Source organism: Reyranella massiliensis 521 (genome assembly GCF_000312425.1).
Taxonomy (GTDB): domain Bacteria; phylum Pseudomonadota; class Alphaproteobacteria; order Reyranellales; family Reyranellaceae; genus Reyranella; species Reyranella massiliensis.
In genome coordinates this window covers 2,309,275-2,325,161 of the sequence record NZ_HE997181.1, presented here as the reverse complement: position 1 = coordinate 2,325,161, position 15,887 = coordinate 2,309,275, and the positions used below count along the sequence as shown (strand labels likewise).

Here is a 15,887-nt window from a genome sequence, read left to right as displayed (position 1 = left end):
CTGGTGACGGCGCTGCGGCAGCGCAGACGCCCCCGCCGCCTGCCAGCACGGCAGGGACCGCCGGCGTGAAGCAGCACTTGCAATCGCTGCACTATGGGAACGTCCAGAACCTGCGTCGCGGGCCCGATGGTCAGTGGACCGGCAAGGCGACGCAGAATGGCATCCAGAAAAACATCACCGTTTCCCCCGACGGCACGGTCAGAGCCCGTTAGGCGAGTTCCTTCCGAACGATAGCGGTGCCCTCGCTTAAGGCCTTGAGCTTCCCGAAGGCGGTCGCGCGCGGCAGGTATTTCATGCCGCAATCAGGGGCAGGCAGGAGCTTGTCGGGGCCGATGTGCTTCAGACCGGCGCGGATGCGGTCGGCAACCTTCTGCGGTGTCTCGATCTCGGGATCGCTGAGATCGATGACGCCCAGCATCACCTTCTTTGGCGCGAGGTCCTTCAGGACACCGAGGTCGATCTTGGGCTGGGCCGATTCGATCGAGATCTGCTGGGCGATCGTATCGGCGAGCTGCGGCAGGAAGGAATAGCCGGTGGGCTTGAGCCCGGTGACGACGGCGGCATAGCCGAAGCAGAGATGCACCACCGTCGGCACGGTGAGCCCCTGGAGCGCACGGTTGATTGCCTTCACGGCGTAGCGCTGCGCTTCCTCGGGATTGTTGCGCAGCCATGGCTCGTCGAGCTGGATCACATCGGCGCCGGCTGCGACCAGCTCGTGCGCCTCCTCGTTCACCGCGGCGGCATAGTCCATGCACATCGCCTCGGCGTCCTTGTAGAACTCATCCTTCACCTGCTGGCCCATAGTGAAAGGGCCGGGCAGGGTGATCTTGGCCAATCGGTCCGTGTTGGCACGGAGAAACTGCATGTCGCGCAACTCGACCGGCCGGCTGCGCCTGATCTTGCCCACGACCCGCGGCACGGGCGTGCGGTTGCCGCTGCGATTCACGATCTCGGCGGGATGATCGTCGTCGATGCCGTCGAGCGCCGTCGCAAAGCGGTTGGAGTAGCTCTCGCGTCGCATCTCGCCGTCAGTCACGATGTCGATGCCGGCACGCTCCATGTCGCGGATGGCCAGGAGCGTCGCATCGTCCTGCGCCTGTTCGAGATAGGGTTCGGGCACGCGCCAAAGTTCCTTGAGACGCGTGCGCGGCACGACCTTGCTCAACATCTGTCGGTTAACGAGCCAATCCGGCTGCGGGTAGGACCCGACAACGGTCGTCTGCAATAGTGCTTCGGTCATGGTTCGCAGTCTGGGTAGACGCAGGACGCGTGCGTTGCAATGAAAGGTCTGTCAGCTGTTCGTCAGCCGGCTGAGGTATCGCGATCGCCAAAGGGCTGCTCGTCAGCGGCCTACTTGTCAGCCCACTCTTTGCCTCGGCACCGGCCTTTGCCCAGACGATGAATGACGCAGCCTACTGTCAGGCATTGATCAAGAAGTACTTCACCTTTGCGCCGGCGCATCGACGGGAGATGGCCGGCACCGTCGATGTCAATGTCGCCATCGAAAAATGCAAGGCTGGCAACACCGGCGCCGGTATCCCGGTGCTGGAGAGCAAGCTGCGCGACGCCAGGGTAGACCTGCCGTCGCGCGACGCTCCGCCTGCTAAGCCTTGACCGGATCGATCGGCGTCACGATCCCTTCGGCGGCTTCGATCACCTCGCCGGCGTCGAGGCAGAGGTCCTCGCGGTTGCGCATCGACATGATCTGAACGCCGGTGCGCAGCTTGCCATGGCTGCCAACCGGCACGGCGAGGCCGGGTATTCCCAGGAGCGGGGCGAGCAGGGCGGCCCGCATCGACTCCAGCACTTCCCTCTGGCCGCTGGTCGTGATGTCAGCCACCTGTTTGGGCGGCAGGTCGCAAAGGGTCGGCAGGATGACCAGCGGATACTGCTGGAAGAAGGTCATCCAGCGATAGGCCAGCGCTTCGCGCTCGGTCAGCGCTGCGACATAGGTCGGCAGATCGACCGGCTTGTGAATGTCGAGCCAGGCCTTCATTGCGGCGATGCCATCGGGATCGCCCATCTTCTGCATGGTCGGCCACAGGCCGCCGATCACATCGGTGACGCAGATCTGGTGCCACAGCTCGACGCCGCGCTCGATGTCGGGCGGCAATACTTCTTCGACGACATAGCCCGCTGCCTGCAGGTGCTTGCCGGCAAGACGCACGGCGGCAACCTGCGCAGGGTGGCTCTTGCCGCCCGGCACCTCGGGCACGATCGCGACCTTGATGGGCCGCGCCGGCGGCGGCCCCTGCATCGGCACATCGTTCCAGCGCCAATCGCGCCGATCCCCGCGCGCCATCACCTCAAGCCCCAACCGTGCATCGCGCACCGTGCGGGTATGCGGACCCTGCACGGCCATCAGAATGGCGCCGATGGGGCGTCCCGTCGCCGCTGCGGTCGGATTGAAGGAGGGGATGCGGGCGAAGCCTGTACGCAAGCCGACGACGCCGTTGCAATAGGCCGGGATTCGGACCGAGCCGCCGATATCGTTACCGTGGGCGATGCAGCCGATACCCGTCGCGGTGGCCGCGCCTGCGCCGCCGCTCGAGCCGCCCGGCGTCACCGTGGGATCGCGCGGGTTCAGCGTGCGACCGTGCAATGCATTGTCGGAGAAGATGCGCATCGAGAAGGCCGGCGCGTTCGTGCGGCCGACGATGATCGCACCCGCGTGTTTCAGGTTGGCCACGACGGGGCTGTCTTCCTGGGCAATCAGGTCTTTGAGCGGAACGACGCCGTTGTCGGTCGGCAAGCCCTGCTGGTCGACGTTGATCTTTGTCGTTACCGGGACGCCATGCAGCGGCGGCAGGGCATGGCCGCGCGCCTGTGCGGCATCGGCCGTCTCGGCCTGGGCGCGTGCCTCGTCTTCAAGCACGCGGACGACGGCATTGATTGCGGGGTTGACCTTGTGCAGGCGGCCGAGGACCGAATCGACCGCTTCACGCGCCGAAGCCTGGCCTGTTCGGATCAATCGTGCCAGGTCGGTCGCGTCGTACTGCCAAAGTTCCATGATACCCTCGCTTCACTCACAAACAGTCGAGGGCGAAGAAGATCACGTGTGCGTGCAGAGTCGCAATGCCGAAGTCTTACCGCCGGTGTTGTTTCGTCACGTGGTTCTGGAAGGCGAGAAGCGCGCTCGACGGCAGCATGTCGCGACGACGCACGAAGACGGTTTGCACGTGTGCCTCGGAGGGCTTCAAGCGATGGGCGCGAATGCGGGTGCCACGCCATGCCGGGCCGATTAGCGCGCGCGGCAAAAGCGTGATGCCAAGCCCGGCGGCGACGGCGCCCAGGATCGCTTCCAGGGTACCGAACTCCAGGCGGCGCAGGCCGACGATTCCGCGCCGCGCCAATATCTCTTCGAGGCGCTGCCGGTAGGAACAACCTGCCCGCAGGATGACGAGGCGCAGGTCGGGATGCTGCAAGGCGGCGGCAACCGACGAATCGGTGGGCGCACTGAGCAGAGCCAATTCTTCCTCGAAGGTCGGAGCGGTGGCGAGCAGCGGATGCACGACGGGGCCGCAGACAAAAGCCCCTTCCAGCTCACGGTCAAGCACGCGCTCGATCAACTCTGCCGTCGTGCCGGTGCGCAGCACGAGGTCGACGCCGGAATGGGCGCGGGCGTAGGAAGCGAGCAAAGGTGAAAGCCGCAACGCTGCCGTGGTTTCCAGCGAGCCGATGGTCAGCGTGCCGCGCGGCGCGCCGTCATCGCGTGCGGCGCGGCCGGCCTCGTCGAGCAGAGCATCGATGCGCGCTGCGTAGGGCATCAAGCGCTCGCCGGCTGGTGTCAGGCGGGCGCCGGAGCGGCTACGTTCGAACAGTGCCACGCCCAGCGCCGCTTCGAGCCGGCGCACACGCTGAGTGACATTCGATTGTACGGTATTCAGCTCACGCGCAGCGCGACCCATGCCGCCCAGTCGCGCAACGGCTTCGAAGGTCGCCAAATCCCTCGCGTCCATGAGATCAATTTATCAGATGGGTACGATCAATATAAATCGCTTTTTGCGATGCCGGCGCCTGCATAGACTGTTGCCGAACAGTCGGTGGAGTTTGGTCATGAACTGGCAGGATCGTCGTCTTCTCGACCTTTTCGGCGTCGAGCACCCCATCCTGCAGGCGCCGATGGCCGGCGTAACGTCGCCACAGCTCGCTATAGCCACGTCGGAGGCCGGCGGCATGGGATCGATTGCCGGTGCCATGCTGACACCCGAAGGGCTGCGCCAGGAGTTCCAGATGGTGAGGCAAGGCACCAACCGGCCCTTCAACGTGAACTTCTTCGTGCACAAGGCGCCGACCGTCGATGCCGGCCGTGATGCGCGCTGGCGCCAGAAGTTGGCACCCTACTACCAAGAGTTCGGCGTGCCCGCCGACGCCAAGGGCCCGTCGCGTGCGGCCTTCGACGGCGCGGCCTGCGATCTCGTGCTGGAATTCAAGCCCAAGGTTGCGAGCTTCCACTTTGGTCTGCCCGACCGCACGCTGATGCAGCGGTTAAAGGAGGCCAAGATCCTGCTCATCGGCTCGGCGACCACGGCAGAGGAGGCGCGCTGGCTCGAAAGCGAAGGCGTCGATGCGGTGATTGCCCAGGGCGCGGAGGCCGGCGGCCATCGCGGCATGTTCCTGACCGACGATATCGCCCGCCAGGCCGGCACGATGGCGTTGGTGCCGCAGGTGGTGGATGCCGTGAAGGTGCCGGTGATTGCGGCCGGTGGCATCGGCGACGGCCGAGGCATTGCGGCGGCGCTTGCTCTGGGAGCGGCGGGCGTGCAGATCGGCACGGCCTTCATGCTGACGCCGGAAGCCAAGACGGCACCGATGCACCGCGCGGCGCTCAAGAAAGCCGACGACAATAGTACGACATTGACCAACGTATTCACCGGCCGGCCGGCGCGCGGCATCGTGAACCGCGTCGTACGCGAGGTCGGCCCCATGAGTCCCGATGCGCCGGCCTTCCCTTTGGCTGCCGAGGCGATGCAGCCGCTGCGGGGACCTGCCGAGGCCAAGGGATCGACGGACTTTACGCCGCTGTGGAGTGGGCAGGCGCCGACCTTGGCGCGAGAGATGCCTGCCGGCGAGTTGGTGGCCGCGATGGTGCGGGAGGCCGGCGCCGTGTTCAGTCGTCTGCGGGGATGACTGCCGCAAGGAGCTGATCGACGAAGCCGCGCGTGATGGGCGCGTGGCCCATCAGCAGGCGGTAGAAGAGCGGCCCGAAGATCAGGTCGAGCGAGAGCTCCATGTCTTCGGGCGGCGCGATGACCTTCTCGGCGATGCAACGCATCAGGAGGGCGCGAGTCGCATCGCGGTTGCGCGCGATGAATTCGTTGCGAAATGCCTTGGCCAGCTCGGTCTCCGACTGGGCGGCCGCCACCATGGCGGCGACGCTGCGGCCGGTCGGGGCGGCAAAGGCGTCGGCCAGCGCATGGAGATGTGCGCGCAGCGCGGCCAGCGGGGCGCACGGCGAGCCGGCGTTTGCGGCGCCGGCGGTTTCGAGAAAAGCAGCCATCGCCACTGCCGGCGCGTTGGGCCAATAGCGATAGATCGTCGGCCGGCTGACTTCGGCTTTCTGCGCGATTGCCTCGATGGTGACGCTGGTGAGTCCGCCGCGTTCGAGCAGGGCGCGCGCTGCGGCAAGGATGGCGGCACGGGTGCGGGGATCGCGCGGGCGGCCGCGCGGGGCTGCATGAGAGGGGGCTTGACGGGTCATCTATTAACGTTACGATACGTAACGTAATATAACACAGGTGATGCCATGGGCGCAAAGCAGACGAAGGCGGACCGCAGCGGCGGGCTGACCGTTCAGCCGCATCTGACCGTGCACGACGCCAAGGCCGCGATCGATTTCTACGTGAAGGCCTTCGGAGCGGTGGAGCAGTTCCGGCTGGTCGAGCCTTCGGGCCGGGTCGGCCATGCCGAGGTCAAGATCGGCGACAGCCTCCTGATGATAAACGACGAATACCCCGATTTCGGTGCGAGATGCCCGGCGGCGATCGGTGGCTCGCCGGTCGCCTTCCGAATCGAAGTGGCGGATGCCGACGCTGCGGTCGAGCGCGCCATCAAGGCAGGGGCTACGGCGGTACGGCCCGTACAGGACGAATTCTATGGCGATCGCATGGGGATGGTCGCCTGTCCCTTCGGCTACCGCTGGTCGCTTGCCCAGCCGAAGGAAATCGTAAGTCCGGCCGATATGCAGGAACGTTGGACGAAGATTCTGGAAGGCGGGCAGTCGTAATCGGCCTCGCGTCATCCGGGCTGCACACCTCCCTGCGGCATCGTATAGTTGTATGGACGCATAAGCGTAGTAGGGAGGACAAATTGAAAAGAATCGTTACTGGTGCGGCACTTGCCGTGTTGTTCTCGGCAGGCAGCGCACTCGCGCAAACGCCGCTGAAGATCGGCGTCATTGCCGGCTTCTCCGGCGTCTATGGCGATCTGACGTCCGGACAGGTCGAAGCCGCCCAGATGGCCGCGGATGAAGTCGGTGGCAAGGTGCTGGGCCGGCCGATCGAGATCCTGCAGGCCGACCATCAGAACAAGGCCGACGTCGGCGTGACCATCGTGCGCAAGTGGTACGACACCGACGGGGTGTCGATGGTCACGGGCATCGACACGTCGTCGGTGGGCCTGGCCGTGCGCAAGATCGCCCAGGAAAAGGGCAAGATCGACCTCAACGTCGGCTCTGCGACGGCGGATCTCACCGGGCCGGCCTGCTCGGCAACCGGCGCCTCCTGGATCTACGACACCTATGCTCTGGCACAGGTCACTGGTTCGGCCCTGGTCAAGGCCGGCAACGACTCATGGTACTTCATCACGGCCGACTACGCCTTCGGTCACGCCCTGGAGCGCGACGTGACGGCCGTCGTGACCAAGGCCGGCGGTAAGGTGGTGGGCGGCATCAAGCACCCGATCTCGTCGCAGGATTTTTCGTCCTATTTGCTGCAGGCCCAGGCATCGAAGGCCAAGATCATCGGGCTGGCCAATGCCGGCGCCGACACCATCAACACCATCAAGCAGGCGGGTGAGTTCGGCATTACGAAGGCCGGCCAGAAGCTCGCCGGTCTGCTGATCTTCTCCACCGACGTGCAGGCGCTGGGCTTGAACGCGGCCCAGGGACTGGTTCTCACCGAGTCGTTCTATTGGGATCTCAACGACAAGACCCGCGAATGGACGGCCAAGTTCCGCAAGCGCAAGGACAAGGTGCCGAACATGACGACCGCGGGCGTCTACAGCGCCACCTTGCACTATCTGAAGGCTGTCCAGGCGGCAGGCACGGACGAGCCCAAGGCCGTGATGGCGAAGATGCGCGAGATGCCGGTCAACGACGTCATGACCACGAACGGCAAGCTGCGCGAGGACGGCCGCCTGATGCGCGACATGTACCTCTTCCAGGTCAAGACGCCGGCCGAGTCCAAGAGCAAGGACGACATCTACAAGCTGCTTGCCACCGTCCCGGCCGAGCAGGCTTTCCGTCCCCTGAAGGACGGTGGCTGCCCGCTGATCAAGAACTAGAACAGGCCTGAGGCGAAGAGGGCGTGGTCATACGGCCACGTTCTCTTCGATCCACGCGGCATAGGCCGGAGCGACATGCTCGAAGGCGAAGGCATGGATCGCCGGCAGCTCGTAGGAATGCAGCTCGCGGATCGCCCGTTCGACGGCCGGGTAGTGATCGTCGATCGTCTTGAACAGCACGCGATATTCCTTGCCGTGCTCGATGGTGCCCTTCCAGGGATAAATGCTCTCGATGCGTGAAATCTGGGCACAGGCAGCGAGCTTGGCCTCGACGAGCGCGCGGGCAAGTTCGCGCGCTTCCTTGCGAGTGGCGACCGTTGTGACGACGGCGATAGCGGTCATGTCTCCCGTCTCTCGTTGCGCTCGGCCGGCATCACCGTGATGCGGCGCAGGTCGCTGCCGGCAATGACCGTCAGCACCGTCTCTATGCCGATGCGCTCGCCGCCCAGCAACCGCACAAGATCGTCGGCGCCGGTGACGGGTTCGCCCCCAAGCGCGATCACGATATTGCCGCTCTGGAGGCCGGCCTGCGCCGCCGGCCCATCGGGCTCTAGGCTCGTGATGGCGACGCCGCGCGGCTGGGCGAGGCCCAGTGCCAGGGCGAGCCGGCGCGGCAGGGGCACCGTCTGACCCGCGACGCCGATGAAGGCGCGACGCACCCGGCCGTGGCGCACGACCTCGCTCACCACATGGCTGGCCGTATTGCTGGCGACGGCGAAGCAGATGCCCTGGGCGCCGGCGATGACTGCCGTGTTGATGCCGATCACCTCGCCGCGCGAGGAGACCAGGGGGCCGCCGGAATTGCCGGGATTGAGCGCAGCGTCGGTCTGAACAACGTCGTCGATCAGCCGACCGGTCTGGGCGCGCAGCGACCGGCCGAGCGCGGATACGACGCCGGCCGTTACTGTCGATTCGAAGCCCAGTGGATTGCCGATGGCGACCACGAGCTGGCCGCGGCGCAGATCCTTGGAATTGCCAAGCCGCGCCGCCGGTAGCGAGACGTCGGCGATGATGCGCAGCAAGGCGAGGTCAGTGTGCGGGTCGTTGCCCAGCACACGCGCGGTAACCGTGCGCGTATCGGCCAAAACCAGCCGGACGGTCGAGGCGTTCTGCACGACATGGGAATTGGTCAGCACCAGCCCGTCGGGCGAGATCACCACGCCGGAGCCCGTGCCGCCACGACGGCGGGCCTCGGAATCGGCCGGCGTTTCTACACGCACGACAGAAGGGCCGACCAGATCGACGGCATCGACCACGGCCTGCGAGTAGGCATCGAACAGCGGTCGGTCGTCGACTGTGGTTTCGCGATGGGTACCAGGTATCGAAGCGCCGGGGCGCTCGTCACCGATGAGAAGGGGATCGAAGTCGAACATGCTCCCATATGGGGAGCGGGTGCGAATTCTTGTAGCGAGTCAGTCCAGCGTCGCGCCGGACGCCTTGACCACCGGCGCCCAGCGCACGGTTTCCTCCCGGGTGGCCTTGGCGAAGTCCTGGGGCCCGATGGCTTCGGGCTCGGCACCCTGGGAGAGGAAGGCTTGGCGCACCTCGTCGGAGGCCATGACCTTGGCCACCTCGGCGGCGATGCGGTCGATGATCGGCCGGGGCGTCGCCGCTGGCGCATGCAGGCCGACCCAGGAATCGACCTCGACACCGGTGAGGCCCTGTTCCTGGAAGGTCGGCACATCGGGGAGCAGCGGCGAGCGTTGTGCCGAGGTGACGCCCAGGATGCGGATCTTGCCGGACTGCGTGAAGCCCAGAAGCGAAGGGATGCTGCCGCAGTAGAGCTGCACCGTGCCCGAAACGACGTCGCTCATGGCCTGCGCGCCGCCCTTGTACGGCACATGGACCATCTTCACCCGGCCGTTGAGGTTGATCAGCTCGCCGCAGAGATGCGGCACCGATCCGTTGCCGGAAGAGGCGTAGTAGACGGACTCAGGTTGCTTACGGGCAAGCGCCAGCAGCTCGCCGACCGACTTGGCCGGAAGTGCCGGTGAAGCCCCCAATGCATAGGGCACGTTGGCGAAGCGCACGACCGGCGCGAGGTCTTTCTGAGGGTCGTAAGGCAGCTTGCGGTAGAGATGCGGGCCGATGGCAATCAGGCCATTGGTGCTGACCAGAAGTGTCCGCCCATCGGGCTCGGCGCGTGCAACCAGCTCGGCGCCGAGATGGCCGCCGGCGCCCGGCCGGTTCTCGACCAGGAACGTCTGGCCGGACGCTGCACTCAGCCGCTGGGCCAGGAGGCGGGCCAGCGTGTCGTTGGCCGCTCCTGGGGTGTAGGGCACGACCAGGCGGGTCTGGGCCTGGGCGGCACCGGCCGCAAAACCGAACAGGAAGAACGCGACGACAGCCAGACGCATCACGGCGCCTCCGGTGAGGCGACGACGTCGCAGACGGACACGCGCTTGCTCTCGACCAAGGGCTCCTGCCAGGCGTGCGAATGGCCGGGCTTGGCGCCGTGGGCATCGAGCGCCGCGCGGTCCCGCCACAGCTCGATCAGGAAGATGCGCTGATCCTCGGCCTTCTGCGGCACGGCGACTTCCATGCGCAGGCAGCCATTGTCGTTGCGCATGCAGCTCTCGGCCTCGTCGCGCAGCCGACCCAGCAACGTCTCGCGGCAGCCGTCGCGCGGCGTGTATTCGATGTAGATGCCCAGCGCCATTCCAGATCTCCTAGAACAGCGAGAAATACTCCCGCTGTTCCCAATCGCTGACCTCGAGGTTGAAGCGGTCGATTTCTGCCTGCTTCAGTCGAAGATAGTAATCGACGAAGGGGTCGCCGAGACCTGCGCGCAACGCCTTGTCCTCATGCAAGGCTGCGAGGGCATCGCCGAGGCTGCGTGGCAGCAACGGCGCCTTGGCTTCGTAGGGTGTGTCGGCCGAGGGGCCGGGATCGAGCTTGCGGTCGAGACCGTCCAGGCCGCAGACGATCTGGCTCGCCATATAGAGGTACGGATTGGCGGCGGGCTCGCCGACCCGATTTTCGAGATGGGTGGTTGGATCGCCCGGGCCACCTAGCACGCGCACCATGACCCCGCGATTGTCGCGCCCCCAGATCGCGCGGTCGGGCGCCAGGGAGAAGGGACGGTAGCGCTTGTAGCCGTTCAGGGTCGGCGTGCTGAAAGCCGCTGCCGCTCGGGCATGCTCCAGAAGACCCGCCATGTAGTGCCGGCCTGCTGTCGACAGCGGCTCGTTTGCATCCATGAAAGCATTGGCGTGGCTCGCGCGATCCTTCAGCGATTGATGCAGGTGCCAACCGCTCGACATCACGTTGGGGAGCTTCGGCCGGCACATGAAGGTGGCGTGGTAGCCGTTGCGCTGGGCAATCTGCTTGGTGGCGCTGCGGAACAGCACCATCGTGTCGGCAGGCTCCAGACCGGTGGCGGCGCGGAAGGTGAACTCAAGCTGGCTTGGACCGAATTCGACTTCAAAGGATCGCAGCGGCAGGCCGAGATCGACGAGGTTGGTGCGCAGGATCTCGATGATCGGGTCCATCTCGTCGTAGCGCTGCTCGGTCAGGTACTGATAGCCCTGGTTCAGCAAGGAAACGTCGGGCGGTTCGCCCGGCTGGCCGGCGTCGTTGGCGCCGAGCTTTGCCTTCTCGAGTTTGAAGAGATGGAACTCGACTTCGAGGCCGGCCATGAAGTCGTAGCCACGCTCGGCCAGTGTCTTCAAGGCGTTGCGATGGATATGCCGGGTGCAGAGCGGCATCGGCCGCCCGTCGGCGAAATAGATGTCGCACAGCATCCAGCCGGAATGCGGCGCCCAGGGCAAGGCTCGGAAGGTCGACGGATCGGGCAGCATGACCACATCGGCCGCGCCTTCCAGCTCCTTCATGCCGAAGCCGCCGCCGGGTTGCCAGACAGGGAACACGGTCCGATGCGACGTGTCTTTCAACAGCATCGTCGTGGTGAAGCCGACGCCGTTCTTCAATGCGGCATCGACCTCTGCAGCGGCTATTGTCTTGCCGCGCAGGATGCCGTGCTGATCGGCGAAGGCGAGCCGGGCCACCGACATCTCGCCGGCCCTCATGCGGCGCTCCGCCTCGCGCGTTGCCGCCTTGCGGTCTTCGTTCCAGAGGCCCGCGCGTTCGACGAGTGTCATGGGGGCTATGCGACCAGCGGCGGGACGGTATCGGCAGCCCAGCTCGACTCACGCCGCCGCCGTATGTCGACGTCCTTCCAATAGTCGTCCCAGCCCTCGGTCGGCCCCATGCCGTCGATGGCCACAGGGCCCCGAATCTCGGCAGCGCGCTGGCGGTCGAGCCACATCGGTGGCTTGGCGCCATTGGCGACTTGGCCGATCGCTGAAAGCAGCATCCGCCGATAGGCGACGATGGCTTTGTCGGTCGTGCCGAGATGCTCGCGCGTGCGGTCCTGGATGCGGCCCTGGCTCTCGACGGCCCACTGATCGTGGACGTTGATGTCGAAGCCCATGCCGGTGAAGGTCTGGTTCTTCTGTTCGGCGACGCTGTAGCCGTAGTCGTTGTGACGGCCGATCAAGGGCCGGTAGTCGGGGAGCTGGTAGAGTTTCAGGCGCTGCTCGCGCATCGCGGCATGGTTCACGGGCTTACCGAAGCTGGTGAAGATCGCGTACCAGTAGCAGCTCGTATCGTCGATCGGGACATGCCACTGCGTGATCGTCATTTCCGCGCTCATCGGGATCACGAAGGCGTAGGGGAAGACCAGATTGGTCACGCGCACATGTGTGTGCTTTTCGTTGAGCTTGCGCAGGGCGAAGAGGCGAAGCCCATAGTCTGTCGCCTCGACGTCGAGCTTCGGCCGGGTGTAGTCGCGCAACAGCCGCGTCATCGGGATGTCGGAATCGGAGGAGGCGGAGCGGAACTGCTTGCCATAGGCCGCGCCGGTATCCTCGTCCTCATAGAAGCGGTGGAGATAGGAGGCGTGAGCCGGGTCGATGCCGACTTCCAGCGCCTGCAACCAATTGCACTCGATCAGCCCTTTGAAGGCGAAGGCATGCGTACCGGGGGCCAGGAAGCAGTCGAAGTCGGGGAATGCCGGGGCTTCGCCGTCACCGAGATAGGCGAAGACGATGCCGTTCTTCACGACCACCGGATAGCTCTTCTGCCTGACCTTCTGGCAAAGCACGCTGCCCTCGGGTTCGGCCGGCGTTTCGAGGCATTTGCCATCGACGTCGAACAGCCAGCCATGGAACAGGCAACGCAGTCCGCCATCCTCGAGGCGGCCGAAAGCGAGGTCGGCGCCGCGGTGCGGACAGTCGCGGTCGAGCAGGCCATGGCGGCCGCGCTCGTCGCGGAACAGCACGAAGTCCTGGCCCAGTACGCGCACCGGCTTGGCCGGCCGTTCCTCGGGCAGTTCGTCGGCAAGCGCTACAGGATGCCAATAGTGACGCATCAGGGCACCGCATTTCGTGCCGGGTCCGATCCGGGTGATCAGCTCGTTCTGCTCGGGGCTCATCATGGCATTGCTTCCTGCGCCTGATCTTTGGCAGTTCCGAGTGTTACATTAACGAACATTCGTTCTATTATTGATATTCGCTTACGTTCCGTTTGCCTGGCAAGAGCTCCGCGAGAAAACATGAGCAGATTGCGCCCCGCCGATGCCGAACGGCGCGCCCAGCGTCCCGACAGCGCCAACTTCTCGGAAGCGTTGGCGCGTGGGTTGAGCGTCATCACCGCTTTCGACGATGAACAACGACGTATGACGTTGAGCGACGTCGCTCGCATCGTCGACCTGCCCAGAGCAACGGTGCGCCGGGCTCTGACGACGCTCGTGGAGCTAGGGTACGTCGATGTTGAGGGGCGTTTGTTTCGCCTGACGCCGCGTATCCTCAAGCTGGCGGCGGCCTACCTCTCGTCGAACACGGTGTCGAGCATCCTGCAGCCGGTTTGCGAGCGCCTGTGCCAGCAGGTCGGCGCTTCGTGCTCGGTAGCGGTGCTGGACGGCGACGAGGCCGTGATGATTGCCCGCGCGGTGCCGGCGCGTCCGCCTTCCGTTGGGTTGGGGATCGGCTATCGCCTGCCGGCATTCTGCAGCGCCCTCGGCCGCGCCCTCCTGAGCGGCATGGCCGACGGCGAGCTCGACTCATACCTCTCGCGGCTGCAGCCGCGGCGTGCAACGCGCCAGACGGTGATTGCGAAGCCCGATATTCGCCGACTGATCCTCGATGTCCGCAAAAAAGGATACGCACTCGTCGACCAGGAAGCCGAGGTCGGCATCCGGTCGATCGCCGTGCCGCTTCGCCGCTTCGACGGCAAACCGGTAGCGGCGCTCAACATAGGAGTTCAGCCCGAACAGATGTCGGCCAGGACGATGGTCGCCGAGTACGCTCCGCTGCTTTTACAGGAGGCGGCCGCGCTCAGGAAACAACTGATCTGAGTGTCGGTGAGCCCGACAACGCGCGGCAGGATGCCCCTCGGGCCAACGGGGGAAAGTGACGCCCTAGCCATGGAGCGACCGCAGCAAGTAAATTGGCCCGCATGAACACTTTGAATGGCATGCCGGGCCCGACCTCGCGGGTCTTCTTCTCACAACGTCTGCGACTTCATTATGTCGACTGGGGCAATCCCGAAGCGCCGCCGCTGCTCTTGGTCCATGGCGGGCGCGATCATTGCCGGAACTGGGACTGGGTGGCGCAGGCACTGCGCAAGGACTGGCACATCATCTGCCCGGATCTGCGCGGACACGGCGACAGCCAGTGGTCGCCCGACGGTAACTATTCGATGGCGGCCTACATCTACGATCTCGCCCAGCTCGTCCATCAGCAGGCCCTGGCGCCGGTGACGATCGTGGCCCATTCGCTGGGCGGCAATATCTGCCTGCGCTTCTCGGGCATCTATCCGGACAAGGTGCGCAAGCTGGTGGCGATCGAGGGGCTGGGGCCGTCCCCCAAGGTCATCGCCGAGCGCGGCAGGAAGGCGATGGACGAGCGCATGCGCGAATGGGTCGAGGAGCAGCGCAAGCTGTCTGGTCGCCTGCCGCGCCGCTATCCCACGATCGAGGACGCCTTCAAGCGTATGCAGGAGGAGAACAAGCATCTGAGCGCCGAGCAGGCCCGGCACCTCACTCAGCAGGGCGTGAACCAGAACGAGGACGGCACCTATAGCTGGAAGTTCGACAACTACGTGCGCGCCTGGCCGCCCTACGACATGAGCTACGAGGATATCGAGCATCTGTGGACGAAGATTTCGTGCCCGTCGCTCCTGGTCTACGGCAAGGAGAGCTGGGCCTCGAACCCGGAGAAAGACGGCCGCATCAAGCACTTCAAGACGGCCAAGGTCGTGGAGTTCGACAATGCCGGTCACTGGGTTCACCACGACCGCCTGAACGACTTCGTCGCGTTGACCAGGGATTTCATCAAATGAGGGCAGCGATCTTCCGCGGCGGCGACCTGGTCGTCGATACGCTCCCAGATCCGGTTCCGGCGCAAGGCCAGGTGCTGGTGAAAACGCTGGCCTGCGGCATCTGTGGCTCGGACCTGCATGCGGCCAAGCATGCACATCGCATGGTGGCCGTTACCAAGCGCATTCCGGGACGCGTGCCGATGGATCTCGCGCGCGACGTCGTCTTCGGTCACGAATTCTGCTGCGAAGTCCTCGACTACGGCCCCAAGACCGAGAAGAGGATCAAGCCCGGCACGCGCGTCTGCTCCATGCCGTTGATGATGGCAGCCGATGGGCCGAAGGGCATGGGCTACTCCAACACCTATGTCGGCGGCTACGCCGAACGCATGGTGCTGTCGGCACCCTTGATGCTGGAAGTGCCCAACGGTTTGCCGACCGAACATGCCGCGCTTACCGAACCTCTGGCCGTCGGCGTGCATGCGGTCGAGAAGGCCAACCTCACGGGCGACGAGGCGCCGCTGGTCGTGGGCTGTGGCCCGGTCGGCCTCGCCGTGATCGCGGCTCTCAAGCTCAAGGGAATCCATCCGATCGTCGCGGCGGATTTTTCCCCGAAGCGGCGCGAGCTCGCTGTCCTCATGGGTGCCGATATCGTGGTCGATCCGGCCGCGGAGTCGCCCTATGGCAAGCTGGCGGCGGACAAGCGCGCCGCGGTCTTCGAGTGTGTCGGCGTGCCGGGATTGATCCAGCAGATCTTCGAGAAGGCGCCGCGCGATGCGCGGGTCGTTGTCGTTGGCGTCTGCATGGAACCCGACACGATCGAACCGCTGTTTGCGATCTTCAAGGAGCTGAACTTGCAGTTCGTCCTGGGGTACACGCCCGAGGAGTTTGCGCGGTCGCTTCGGCTATTGGCCGAGGGGAAGGTCGACGCCGAGGCATTGATCACCGGCAAGGTCGGGTTGGAAGGCGTGAAGGGCGCTTTCGAAGAGCTGGGCAATCCCGAACGGCACACCAAGATCCTGGTCGAACCCTGGCGCTAGGGCTGTCCTTCCATTGACCAAATGGCG

At 65.2% G+C, this 15,887-nt stretch carries 18 protein-coding genes; 8 read left to right on the top strand and 10 right to left on the bottom strand.

All coding sequences use genetic code 11. The features are described 5' to 3' along the window. The first annotated feature begins 65 nt into the window (after positions 1-65). Positions 66-212, top strand: coding sequence for a hypothetical protein (locus BN60_RS30810; protein WP_177324804.1), 147 nt, complete (start codon positions 66-68; stop codon positions 210-212). Here the strand turns inward: BN60_RS30810 and BN60_RS11480 are convergent. Continuing rightward, positions 209-1,240: a 5-methyltetrahydropteroyltriglutamate--homocysteine methyltransferase gene (locus BN60_RS11480; RefSeq protein WP_043283847.1), complete on the bottom strand. Its 1,032-nt coding sequence runs from the start codon at positions 1,238-1,240 to the stop codon at positions 209-211. The two genes, BN60_RS30810 and BN60_RS11480, sit on opposite strands and share 4 nt — an antisense overlap. A 158-nt stretch (positions 1,241-1,398) precedes the next feature. On the opposite strand from BN60_RS11480, the gene BN60_RS11475 reads away from it, so the two are divergent. Continuing rightward, positions 1,399-1,614: a hypothetical protein gene (locus tag BN60_RS11475; RefSeq protein WP_020696189.1), complete on the top strand. Its 216-nt coding sequence runs from the start codon at positions 1,399-1,401 to the stop codon at positions 1,612-1,614. Here BN60_RS11475 and BN60_RS11470 read toward each other — a convergent pair. Together BN60_RS11470 and BN60_RS11465 are read right to left on the bottom strand one after the other, a co-directional pair. Continuing rightward, positions 1,604-3,010, bottom strand: coding sequence for an amidase (locus tag BN60_RS11470; RefSeq protein ID WP_020696188.1), 1,407 nt, complete (start codon positions 3,008-3,010; stop codon positions 1,604-1,606). The two genes, BN60_RS11475 and BN60_RS11470, sit on opposite strands and share 11 nt — an antisense overlap. Positions 3,011-3,086: 76 nt before the next feature. Next, the gene (locus tag BN60_RS11465) at positions 3,087-3,959 is read right to left on the bottom strand and encodes a LysR family transcriptional regulator (RefSeq protein WP_020696187.1); all 873 of its coding nucleotides are present in this window, start codon (positions 3,957-3,959) and stop codon (positions 3,087-3,089) included. Positions 3,960-4,056: 97 nt separating this feature from the next. On the opposite strand from BN60_RS11465, the gene BN60_RS11460 reads away from it, so the two are divergent. Beyond that, the gene (locus BN60_RS11460) at positions 4,057-5,130 is read left to right on the top strand and encodes an NAD(P)H-dependent flavin oxidoreductase (RefSeq protein ID WP_020696186.1); all 1,074 of its coding nucleotides are present in this window, start codon (positions 4,057-4,059) and stop codon (positions 5,128-5,130) included. On the opposite strand, the gene BN60_RS11455 is transcribed toward BN60_RS11460, so the two are convergent. After that, entirely contained in the window at positions 5,111-5,701 is a 591-nt protein-coding gene (locus tag BN60_RS11455; RefSeq protein WP_020696185.1) for a TetR/AcrR family transcriptional regulator, read from the bottom strand. The two genes, BN60_RS11460 and BN60_RS11455, sit on opposite strands and share 20 nt — an antisense overlap. Positions 5,702-5,746: 45 nt before the next feature. Between BN60_RS11455 and BN60_RS11450 the strand changes: the two genes are divergently transcribed. Further along, positions 5,747-6,226 carry a VOC family protein gene (locus BN60_RS11450; protein WP_020696184.1) on the top strand — a complete coding sequence of 160 codons (480 nt, stop codon included), beginning with the start codon at positions 5,747-5,749 and terminating at the stop codon, positions 6,224-6,226. A gap of 83 nt (positions 6,227-6,309) precedes the next feature. Next, positions 6,310-7,503, top strand: a complete 1,194-nt coding sequence (locus BN60_RS11445) for an ABC transporter substrate-binding protein (RefSeq protein ID WP_083856069.1) — start codon at positions 6,310-6,312, stop codon at positions 7,501-7,503. 27 nt (positions 7,504-7,530) lie between these two features. Here BN60_RS11445 and cutA read toward each other — a convergent pair whose 3' ends face one another. The 6 genes from cutA to BN60_RS11415 are packed head-to-tail and all read right to left on the bottom strand — an operon-like array spanning position 7,531 to position 12,940. Next, the gene (gene cutA / locus BN60_RS11440) at positions 7,531-7,845 is read right to left on the bottom strand and encodes a divalent-cation tolerance protein CutA (protein ID WP_020696182.1); all 315 of its coding nucleotides are present in this window, start codon (positions 7,843-7,845) and stop codon (positions 7,531-7,533) included. Further along, complete coding sequence (locus BN60_RS11435) at positions 7,842-8,876, bottom strand: S1C family serine protease (RefSeq protein WP_020696181.1); 1,035 nt, start codon at positions 8,874-8,876, stop codon at positions 7,842-7,844. Before BN60_RS11435 ends, cutA begins: the two co-directional genes overlap by 4 nt. Positions 8,877-8,915: 39 nt before the next feature. Then, a complete protein-coding gene (locus BN60_RS11430) occupies positions 8,916-9,860 on the bottom strand; it encodes a tripartite tricarboxylate transporter substrate binding protein (RefSeq protein WP_020696180.1) in 945 nt (314 codons plus the stop codon). Beyond that, entirely contained in the window at positions 9,860-10,162 is a 303-nt protein-coding gene (locus BN60_RS11425; RefSeq protein WP_020696179.1) for a putative quinol monooxygenase, read from the bottom strand. Before BN60_RS11425 ends, BN60_RS11430 begins: the two co-directional genes overlap by 1 nt. 10 nt (positions 10,163-10,172) lie before the next feature. Next, complete coding sequence (locus BN60_RS11420) at positions 10,173-11,603, bottom strand: glutamine synthetase family protein (protein WP_020696178.1); 1,431 nt, start codon at positions 11,601-11,603, stop codon at positions 10,173-10,175. Positions 11,604-11,608: 5 nt separating this feature from the next. After that, a complete protein-coding gene (locus BN60_RS11415; protein WP_020696177.1) occupies positions 11,609-12,940 on the bottom strand; it encodes an aromatic ring-hydroxylating dioxygenase subunit alpha in 1,332 nt (443 codons plus the stop codon). Between the two features lie 126 nt (positions 12,941-13,066). Here BN60_RS11415 and BN60_RS11410 point away from each other — a divergent pair, with 126 nt between their 5' ends. From BN60_RS11410 to BN60_RS11400, 3 genes are all read left to right on the top strand, one after another. After that, positions 13,067-13,858 (top strand): IclR family transcriptional regulator domain-containing protein, encoded by a 792-nt coding sequence (locus BN60_RS11410; RefSeq protein ID WP_202949802.1) that lies wholly within the window; start codon positions 13,067-13,069, stop codon positions 13,856-13,858. Between the two features lie 101 nt (positions 13,859-13,959). Beyond that, the gene (locus BN60_RS11405) at positions 13,960-14,844 is read left to right on the top strand and encodes an alpha/beta fold hydrolase (protein WP_020696175.1); all 885 of its coding nucleotides are present in this window, start codon (positions 13,960-13,962) and stop codon (positions 14,842-14,844) included. Further along, the gene (locus tag BN60_RS11400) at positions 14,841-15,860 is read left to right on the top strand and encodes a zinc-binding dehydrogenase (protein WP_020696174.1); all 1,020 of its coding nucleotides are present in this window, start codon (positions 14,841-14,843) and stop codon (positions 15,858-15,860) included. Before BN60_RS11405 ends, BN60_RS11400 begins: the two co-directional genes overlap by 4 nt. The last annotated feature ends 27 nt before the right edge of the window (positions 15,861-15,887 follow it).

What these genes read in the sequence shown, in the direction of transcription:
- BN60_RS11405 (WP_020696175.1), top strand. Translation starts at nt 13,960, where the DNA reads ATGAACACTTTGAATGGCATGCCGGGCCCGACCTCGCGGGTCTTCTTC.
- BN60_RS11455 (WP_020696185.1), bottom strand. Translation starts at nt 5,701, where the DNA reads ATGACCCGTCAAGCCCCCTCTCATGCAGCCCCGCGCGGCCGCCCGCGC.
- BN60_RS11425 (WP_020696179.1), bottom strand. Translation starts at nt 10,162, where the DNA reads ATGGCGCTGGGCATCTACATCGAATACACGCCGCGCGACGGCTGCCGC.
- BN60_RS11435 (WP_020696181.1), bottom strand. Translation starts at nt 8,876, where the DNA reads ATGTTCGACTTCGATCCCCTTCTCATCGGTGACGAGCGCCCCGGCGCT.
- BN60_RS11480 (WP_043283847.1), bottom strand. Translation starts at nt 1,240, where the DNA reads ATGACCGAAGCACTATTGCAGACGACCGTTGTCGGGTCCTACCCGCAG.
- BN60_RS11420 (WP_020696178.1), bottom strand. Translation starts at nt 11,603, where the DNA reads ATGACACTCGTCGAACGCGCGGGCCTCTGGAACGAAGACCGCAAGGCG.
- BN60_RS11470 (WP_020696188.1), bottom strand. Translation starts at nt 3,010, where the DNA reads ATGGAACTTTGGCAGTACGACGCGACCGACCTGGCACGATTGATCCGA.
- BN60_RS11430 (WP_020696180.1), bottom strand. Translation starts at nt 9,860, where the DNA reads ATGCGTCTGGCTGTCGTCGCGTTCTTCCTGTTCGGTTTTGCGGCCGGT.
- cutA (WP_020696182.1), bottom strand. Translation starts at nt 7,845, where the DNA reads ATGACCGCTATCGCCGTCGTCACAACGGTCGCCACTCGCAAGGAAGCG.
- BN60_RS11400 (WP_020696174.1), top strand. Translation starts at nt 14,841, where the DNA reads ATGAGGGCAGCGATCTTCCGCGGCGGCGACCTGGTCGTCGATACGCTC.
- BN60_RS11475 (WP_020696189.1), top strand. Translation starts at nt 1,399, where the DNA reads ATGAATGACGCAGCCTACTGTCAGGCATTGATCAAGAAGTACTTCACC.
- BN60_RS11450 (WP_020696184.1), top strand. Translation starts at nt 5,747, where the DNA reads ATGGGCGCAAAGCAGACGAAGGCGGACCGCAGCGGCGGGCTGACCGTT.
- BN60_RS11460 (WP_020696186.1), top strand. Translation starts at nt 4,057, where the DNA reads ATGAACTGGCAGGATCGTCGTCTTCTCGACCTTTTCGGCGTCGAGCAC.
- BN60_RS11415 (WP_020696177.1), bottom strand. Translation starts at nt 12,940, where the DNA reads ATGATGAGCCCCGAGCAGAACGAGCTGATCACCCGGATCGGACCCGGC.
- BN60_RS11465 (WP_020696187.1), bottom strand. Translation starts at nt 3,959, where the DNA reads ATGGACGCGAGGGATTTGGCGACCTTCGAAGCCGTTGCGCGACTGGGC.